Annotated in this window: 6 protein-coding genes and 1 tRNA gene; 3 read left to right on the forward strand and 4 right to left on the reverse strand. The window is 52.9% G+C overall.

The annotated features are described in order from the left end of the window. Positions 1-46 precede the first annotated feature (46 nt). The 3 genes from PHV74_06350 to PHV74_06360 form a co-directional block, all read right to left on the reverse strand. On the reverse strand, positions 47-421 hold the full coding sequence (locus PHV74_06350) for a hypothetical protein (GenBank protein MDD5093983.1): 375 nt from the start codon (positions 419-421) through the stop codon (positions 47-49). A gap of 21 nt (positions 422-442) precedes the next feature. After that, complete coding sequence (locus PHV74_06355) at positions 443-2284, reverse strand: aldehyde ferredoxin oxidoreductase family protein (GenBank protein MDD5093984.1); 1842 nt, start codon at positions 2282-2284, stop codon at positions 443-445. A 272-nt stretch (positions 2285-2556) separates the two neighbouring features. Next, positions 2557-2629: transfer RNA gene (locus PHV74_06360), tRNA-Ala, on the reverse strand. 296 nt (positions 2630-2925) lie between these two features. Here PHV74_06360 and PHV74_06365 point away from each other — a divergent pair. The 3 genes from PHV74_06365 to PHV74_06375 all read left to right on the forward strand — a co-directional run bounded on the left by PHV74_06365 (position 2926) and on the right by PHV74_06375 (position 6025). After that, positions 2926-4191 (forward strand): M48 family metallopeptidase, encoded by a 1266-nt coding sequence (locus PHV74_06365; GenBank protein ID MDD5093985.1) that lies wholly within the window; start codon positions 2926-2928, stop codon positions 4189-4191. 110 nt (positions 4192-4301) lie between these two features. Then, positions 4302-4934 (forward strand): MBL fold metallo-hydrolase, encoded by a 633-nt coding sequence (locus PHV74_06370; GenBank protein ID MDD5093986.1) that lies wholly within the window; start codon positions 4302-4304, stop codon positions 4932-4934. An 11-nt stretch (positions 4935-4945) separates the two neighbouring features. Continuing rightward, positions 4946-6025, forward strand: a complete 1080-nt coding sequence (locus PHV74_06375) for a radical SAM protein (protein ID MDD5093987.1) — start codon at positions 4946-4948, stop codon at positions 6023-6025. A 16-nt stretch (positions 6026-6041) separates the two neighbouring features. Here PHV74_06375 and PHV74_06380 read toward each other — a convergent pair whose 3' ends face one another. Further along, positions 6042-6923 carry an SIS domain-containing protein gene (locus tag PHV74_06380; GenBank protein ID MDD5093988.1) on the reverse strand — a complete coding sequence of 294 codons (882 nt, stop codon included), beginning with the start codon at positions 6921-6923 and terminating at the stop codon, positions 6042-6044. Positions 6924-7112: the final 189 nt, after the last annotated feature.

Raw genomic sequence — 7112 nt, forward strand, 5'->3', positions numbered from 1 at the left:
ACAAACAGCGATCCAAGACGATTTCCGCGGTTTCCCATAACCCCGTTTACTCTTCAATAAGGGTTAAAGCCCCGCTGGCGCACCACTTGACGCATTGGGGGTCTGCGGGTTCGCCGCACTGATCGCATTTGAGCGGGATACCGGAATCGGGCTCCTTGAATACCGGCTTGATCGGACATGAGGCCCGGCATAGCATGCATTCGTCAAATTCCCGTCCCTCAACTGTGACGGTTACTTTGGAGGTGCATTTCGCATCGGTAAAGGGACCGGCAATCACCGGGTAGAACGCATCGCCCTTGGAAAAAACCCGTATCCGGGACCTCTTGGGATTGACGATACCCTCGATATGGCTCAGGGAACAGGCCGCCTCGCAATGACGACATCCGGTGCATTTTGCGTAGTCTATTTTTATTCTCGCCATCTTAGCCTCCCTGGGATATACCTATATCTTGTTGCTCGATTTCACATGGTCCAGTCCCAATGCCGCAAGTTTCTCCGCGCTTGGGATACCGTCTTCATTCCACCCTCTTAGCTGGTAATACTCAGGCAGCATTTCACCCAGCCTGAGCACATTGCCTTCTGCCGGACCGTCCGGCAGAGGTTCTTCCAGCATCCGCCGGGAAACCGTATCATCCGCCTTGGTGAACCCGGCCTTCAGATTGAAGAGCCGTTCCTGGTTCCAAATGCGCTCTCCAGCAAGCATCAGCTCTTTCAACTCGAAATTAAAGCCGGTGGCCTCATTGAAAAGAAGCAGGATACCTTCCTGCATTAAAACACCTGTTGGAAAGAGACACAAGCCGCAGGAATCGACGACGGCCGCGAGTTCCTGAGCGTGCTTTACCATCTGCGGTTTCCCTTTGGTGACCGTTCCGGTGCCGATAGCAGGAAACTCGTGGCTGGACATCATGGCACTGTTATGGCAGGCGCCTCTATTGGACGTGGCATATCCCAATCCCATCCCCTGAAGCCCTCTGGCATGGTGTGCCGGCATCTCCATTTTCTTGGCCCCGATGAATACCTCCGGATGCCCGAACTTTTCCGCCGTCCGATAAGCGCCTTCGGCCAGTATATCCCCTATACCCTCGCGCAATCCGATCTTCCTTGTCATCTCCACCATCGATTCGGCATTGCCGAAATTCAGTTTACATCCGGCTTCCGCATCAGTGATATATCCCCGCTCATAGAGCTCCATGGCGCAAGCGATGGTAACGCCTGTCGATATGGTGTCCAATCCCATCTCGTTGCAGATGAAACCGGCTTTGATAATAGCCTGAAGATTATTAACCCCGCAGCAGATGCCCAGCAGACAAAGAGTCTCAAACTCAGGGCCCTCTCCGTGGCCTTCAAAACCTGGGGCAGTTGTCTTGCTGACCCTCTTGCAGGCGATGGGACAGGCAAAGCATCCTTTTTGTCGCACCGTGGTGGTCTCTCTCATCAACTGCGGATCGAGTTCCGCTTCCGCCGCTTCAAATGTTCCCCCGCTAAAATGCCGTGTGGGCAACGCACCGGCCACATTCCCCAACGCCATCCCCGCCGCTGTGCCGTAAACGTGCATCGTCCCGAACTGCCCATACGCCGGGTGATCTCTGAAGACGTCCACCTGTTCCGCCACTTTCGCTCTGAACGATTCTGCATCTGCCAGACGGACACCTTTGGTTCCCCTGACGGCTATTGCCTTGAGGTTTTTGGAGCCCATTACCGCTGCCAGCCCGGTCCGCGCGGCAGCGCTATTCTCAGTCATGATGGCAGCGATTCTCGACAGCTTCTCCCCGGCGGGACCGATGCAGGAAACGCGGGTGTCCACTCCTCTCCACTGATCTCCCAGCTCCGCCTTGATCAGTTCATCGGTCTCTGTGCTGCTTTTGCCCCACAGATGGGAGGCCGGTTTGAGTTCGATCTCATCGTCATCGATGGACAGATAAACCGGCTTCTCAGACTTGCCTTCAAATATGATCCCGTCATAGCCGGCAAACTTTAGCTCCGCGCCTAAATAGCCGCCGGAATTGGCATAGCCTATCGCGCCTGTCAGAGGAGATTTGGCCACCACCATATATCGGCAACCCGTAGGGGCGCCGGTTCCGGTTAGGGGGCCGGTGACAAATATCAGCTTATTCTCGGGACCCAGCGGGTCAACGTTCGGATCGACTTCATCAAAAAGGATTTTCCCCCCAAGCCCACGCCCCCCAATGAACCTTCTAACCAGGTCCATATCCAGTTCTTCAACCTTCCAGTCACCCTTTGTCAGGTTTACCCTGAGGATCTGTCCGGCATAGGCGTTTCCCATTGTCCATCCTCCTTGATAGCTTGCCGTGGGCACTGAATACGCTGTCCAGATATAATCAGAGTATCCGATGTCCCAAAATCATGTATGGATCGTATCCGGAAAGCCACTCTTCAACCTTCGCCAACAGCATCAAATATCGTAGCGCTCCTGGGCAATTGCCTATCAATAAAATGCAGCGCCTCACAATTTTGGCGATGTGTATTCAGGGGAAACCACATAGGACCTCACCACGGAAACGGCTTCCATGGTTCGTTTGCTCCATTTTGGGTAAGTGGAGCTGAGGGGATTTGAACCCCTGACCTCTTGAATGCAAATCAAGCGCTCTCCCAGTTGAGCTACAGCCCCAAAATCCACACCATGATATAGATATTACAGTACTACTGTGCCACGGTCAACACTTCAACACGGCAAAAATGGCACCAAAAAGGCGTGTGAGGTTATCATTCTTGCATCAACGGAAACGAGTCGAGCAGAAGGGAAGTCCTGAAGCGATTCCAAGCTGCCAGACGAATATGTCATAATTTCCCAATTTGAAAACGCCTCCACTACTGGTCCCATTGGCGCGTTAACAAGACCCTCTGGCAGAATACCTGCAAGTGGCGTATATTCAAGAGAAGAAACATTAGCGTCGGCGAATAATGATCAATGTATTCTTTTCGGTAATTCTTGTTGCTCTGGGAGCTGACTTCCTGCTCAACCTGGTGGCTAACATTCTGAACCTGAAAGCCCTCAAACTTGAAATACCACCTGATCTGGAAGGAATCTACAAACCCGAGGAATATCGCAAATCACAGGAGTACACCCGCACAACCACACGCTTCGGACTCCTGACCAGCACCTTCAACCTGGTACTTCTCCTCTGCTTCTGGTTCATCGGCGGTTTCGACTGGCTGGATCAGGTCGTCCGGGAATGGGGATTTATCTCCCTGGTGAACGGCTTGCTGTACATCGGCATCCTATCGCTGGCGCATGGACTACTGACACTGCCTTTTGGCATCTATGCCACCTTTGTGATCGAAGAGCGCTTCGGCTTCAACAGGACCACCCCACGCATCTTTGGAACGGATATGCTCAAAGGTTTGTTCCTCGCTCTTCTCCTCGGCGCTCCTGTGTTGGCCGGGATTCTGGCTCTGTTTCAATACCTGGGTGATTTTGCCTGGATTTACTGCTGGATTGCTGTGACCCTGTTTGGACTGGCTTTACAATTTGTGGCTCCCACATGGATCATGCCACTGTTTAACAAGTTCACCCCGATGGAGCCCGGCGAGCTGAAAGAGGGGATTCTCAATTATGCACAGTCGGTCGATTTCAAGGTGGAAAATGTCTTCGTGATGGACGGCTCCAGGCGCTCCAGCAAATCAAATGCCTTCTTCACCGGATTCGGGAAAAACAAGCGAATCGCGCTCTTCGATACGCTAATTGCCAATCACACATCGCCCGAACTGGTCGCGGTGCTGGCCCATGAAATCGGGCACTATAAGAAAAAGCACATCCTTCAAGGTATCGTCATCAGTATTGTCCACACGGGTATTCTCTTCTTTTTGCTCTCCATCCTGCTGAACAGCTCCGGCCTGTATCGGGCATTTGGGATGGAGCAGGAATCAATCTATACCGGACTGCTGTTCTTTGGATTGCTCTACACCCCCGTAGAAATGCTGCTTTCCATATTCCTGCAAATGCTCTATCGAAAGAACGAATACTCAGCCGACCGCTTTGCCGCCGAGACAATCGATGAGCCGCACCGTCTAACCGATGCGCTCAAGAAACTCTCTGCCAGCAATCTCTCGAATTTGTCTCCGCATCCTTTCTACGTTTTCCTGTATTATTCCCATCCGCCGCTATTGCAGCGCATCCAGGCAATTGGCCAATCCGAAATAGAGGGAAGGCGTCCGAAACATAATCGCTAGTGGCCTGCTTGGTTAATTCGAAGAGCGAATCAATCCGATTGCCAATCACCTGTTAATATCGTATTCTGAGAATGGAGACCGCAAGATAATCGAGTGCAGGGAGATCCCCAATGCCCAAAATGATCTACCGAACGTTGGAGATAATGCCCTTTGGAACCAACTGCTATCTGGTGGCTTCGGAGCAGACACGGGAAGGGATGGTTATTGACCCGGCAGGCGCTGCACCCAGAATCCTGAACAACATCCGCGAGCTTAATCTTAACATCAGCCTAGTTGTCGTCACGCACACCCACCCTGATCACATCGGGGCCATTGCGCCGGTGGTGGAATCAACAGGAGCCAGCTTTGCCGTCCACGAAGCAGAGGCCAAGGCTCTCCAGCTTTATGACTTCAGCCAGTTCGCCGCCTATGATCCCACCTTCAAGCGGCCTCCACCGCCAAACAGGTCGCTCACGGACGGCGATTCCCTGATCATCAGCGACCTTTCGTTTAACGTCCTGCACACGCCCGGCCACAGCGCCGGCGGCATTTGCATTGAAGGGCACGGGGTGGTATTCACCGGGGACGCACTGTTCAACATGAGCATCGGCCGAACAGATTTCCCCGGCTGCGACCATCACACGCTGATCTCCAGCATCCGCAACAAACTCCTTGCTTTGCCGGATCAGACCGTTGCCCTGCCCGGTCATGGACCAAAGACCACCATTGGCCGGGAGCGCCGCAGTAATCCTTTTCTTCGGTAAAGGAGCACCATATGGAAAAACTGAGCCAATACTCATTCGAAATCGGGACCATCAGACCGCCCAGCGAAGGCGGAAGTTCTTCACTCCTGATCCGGCTAACCCGGAACTGCCCCTGGAATCGGTGCGGGTTTTGCTATGGAAAACCGTACAACCACGAGAAGTTCTCACTGAGAACGGTCGAGGAAATCAAGAAGGATATCGACGACGCCAAGGCCATCAGCGATGGCATCAAACAAGTATCGTGGCAGCTTGGAGACTCCGGGCAAATCACCAACGCCGTTGTGGCGGCCCTCCTGCAAAAAGATCCCGACCTGAGAGGGAGCTACAGCTTTGTGACGGTGCTCAATTGGCTGGCCTCGGGCGGGCGCACCACATTCCTTCAGGATGCCGATTCGCTCATCATGCGAACCCCCGACCTGGTTGAAGTGATCCAGTACTTGAAAGCGACATTCCCCAGTCTGGAGAGGGTTACCTCCTATGCCAGAGGCAAGACCCTTTACCGGAAAACCCGGGAGGAACTCATGAGCCTCAGAGAAGCGGGGCTAACCCGGTTGCATATCGGACTGGAGAGCGGCGATGATGAGGTGCTCAAATATACCGACAAAGGCGTGACCGCCGAAGAACACATCGCGGCCGGAAAGAAGGTTAAGGAACTGGGCTTTGAGGTATCGACATACGTCATGCCCGGATTGGGAGGGCGCAAGTGGTCCGACCAGCACGCCAGGAATACCGCACGCGTGCTCAATGAAATCAATCCGGATTACATTCGGCTACGCCCCTTCATACCCGGAATCAACACGCCGATGTTCCGGGATTATGAAAGAGGCGATTTCCAGCTCACCTCGCCTCACGAACGTCTAAGAGAGATCAGACTAATGGTAGAAAGTTTGACGGTAACCTCCCGGCTGTGCTTCGACCACATGATGAACGGCTGGCGGAAAGAATCCGGAGGACACCTGTTTAAACAAGACTACGAAGGATACAAACTGCCGGAGGAAAAAGCCCGGGTTCTGGAACTGATCGAAGAAGGTTTGCGGGTCAAGGAATCGAAGCATGTCGATGCCAAAGACCTGGTAGGAATGCAAATGTAGCCAATGAATCTCTCCCCTACGGCACCGTCACGCTCTTGGCCAGATTGGCAGGCAGGTCAATGGAACAACCTCTCTCTTTGGCCGCATAATAGGCCAGAAGCTGCAGCGCTACCGAATTCACAAACGGGTCGATATCTCTATCCCCCTCCTCGGCCAGGGCAATGACCTGCGGTCCTCTGGCTTTGATCTCCCTGATACTGGTCAGCATAGGCTGATAGGTGTCATCCCTTGCGGTAATGGCAACCACAGGCGTATTGGCACGAAGGAGAGCAAAGGGCCCATGCTTGAGTTCCCCGGCAGCATAGGCTTCGGCATGGATATAAGAGATCTCTTTCAATTTCAGCGCCCCTTCCATGGCTACCGGATAATTGATCCCCCGGCCAACATAGAAGGCGTTATCATACCGGGATAGCTCTTTGCCATACCGGGCAATCACTTCCTCGTTGTCCAGCACTCGCTGCACTTTGGAAGGCAAGAACTTCAGTTCCTCGATCAGCCTTCTATAATCCTTGATATCCAGAACACTGGTCGGGACAAAGGATAGGGCTAACAAGTACAATGTGGTCAATTTAGTCAAGAAGGTTTTGGTGGCAGCCACCCCGATCTCTGGCCCCGAGTAAGTGTAGAATACCTGATCGGCAATGCGAGTGACGCTGCTTCCGTGGACGTTGGTGATTGCCGTGGTTGAGCATCCCAGTCCCTTTGCTTTTTGAAGGGCACGCAGTGTATCGGTGGTTTCTCCCGATTGAGTAATACCCAACACCCAAGTCTTGTTGAGCACCATATCACAATGATTGAATTCGGATGAGATCTTCACTCTGGTAGGAATGCGACAGACTTTCTCGAAAAGGTATGCTCCCAGCAAAGCCGCATGGTAAGAGGTTCCGCAAGCGACCATGAGAGCGTCTTTCGGGAATCCCTTTTGCCTCTTGGCCGCATCCAGCTTTACAACAGGCTCGATGAGGCCGTTTAAGAATAGGGGTTAAGAATACCCTGAAAGAAGTTGACACGGTTTTTGAAACCGACGTTTTGACTTTCAAGTGACATTCTCATAGGTTAAGCCCTCGGTTTTGAGGGTTTGAGCACT

The sequence above is a fragment of the Dehalococcoidia bacterium genome, from assembly GCA_028711995.1.
Taxonomy (GTDB): Bacteria; Chloroflexota; Dehalococcoidia; order SZUA-161; family SpSt-899; genus JAQTRE01.

Excerpts from the sequence above, each read along its gene's own strand:
- PHV74_06375 (MDD5093987.1), top strand. The coding sequence starts at position 4,946 with ATGGAAAAACTGAGCCAATACTCATTCGAAATCGGGACCATCAGACCG.
- PHV74_06350 (MDD5093983.1), bottom strand. The coding sequence starts at position 421 with ATGGCGAGAATAAAAATAGACTACGCAAAATGCACCGGATGTCGTCAT.
- PHV74_06355 (MDD5093984.1), bottom strand. The coding sequence starts at position 2,284 with ATGGGAAACGCCTATGCCGGACAGATCCTCAGGGTAAACCTGACAAAG.
- PHV74_06370 (MDD5093986.1), top strand. The coding sequence starts at position 4,302 with ATGCCCAAAATGATCTACCGAACGTTGGAGATAATGCCCTTTGGAACC.
- PHV74_06380 (MDD5093988.1), bottom strand. The coding sequence starts at position 6,923 with ATGGTCGCTTGCGGAACCTCTTACCATGCGGCTTTGCTGGGAGCATAC.